Annotated in this window: 1 protein-coding gene; it reads left to right on the top strand. The window is 62.7% G+C overall.

The genetic code is table 11. The features are described from left to right. On the top strand, positions 1-237 hold a 237-nt coding region (locus tag G7025_RS26675; protein ID WP_219855467.1), incomplete at its 5' end, for a hypothetical protein. Positions 238-496: the final 259 nt, after the last annotated feature.

The following is a 496-nucleotide window of genomic DNA, read 5'->3' as shown; positions in this document are numbered from 1 at the left end:
GTTTCTTGTGTTGAACAGGCCTTTTTAGTGAGCAGTCCTTTTGTGGTGAGCGGGCTTGCCCCGCGCTGGGCTGCGCAGCGGCCCCCTCCCATCCACCGCGTACTTTCAGGTAAACCCCAGCGCCTGGTTTTGGGGCCGCTGCGCAGCCCCGCGCAAGCAAGCTTGCTCACCACAGGGAAGCGCGGTGCGACCACTCTCTGTGGTGAGCGGTTTCTTGTGATGAACGGGCCTTTTTAGTGAGCAGTCCTTTTGTAGTGAGCGGGCTTGCCCCGCGCTGGGCTGCGCAGCGGCCCCCTCCCATCCACCGCGTACTTTCAGGTAAACCCCACCGCCTGGTTTTGGGGCCGCTGCGCAGCCCTGCGCAAGCAGGCTTGCTCACCACAGGGAAGCGCGGTGCGACCACTCTCTGTGGTGAGCGGTTTCTTGTGTTGAACAGGCCTTTTTAGTGAGCAGTCCTTTTGTGGTGAGCGGGCTTGCCCCGCGCTGGGCTGCGCAG

The sequence above is a fragment of the Pseudomonas lurida genome, from assembly GCF_013522705.1.
In the GTDB taxonomy this organism is placed as follows: domain Bacteria; phylum Pseudomonadota; class Gammaproteobacteria; order Pseudomonadales; family Pseudomonadaceae; genus Aquipseudomonas; species Aquipseudomonas quebecensis.
This window is presented reverse-complemented; position numbering and strand designations above follow the sequence as displayed.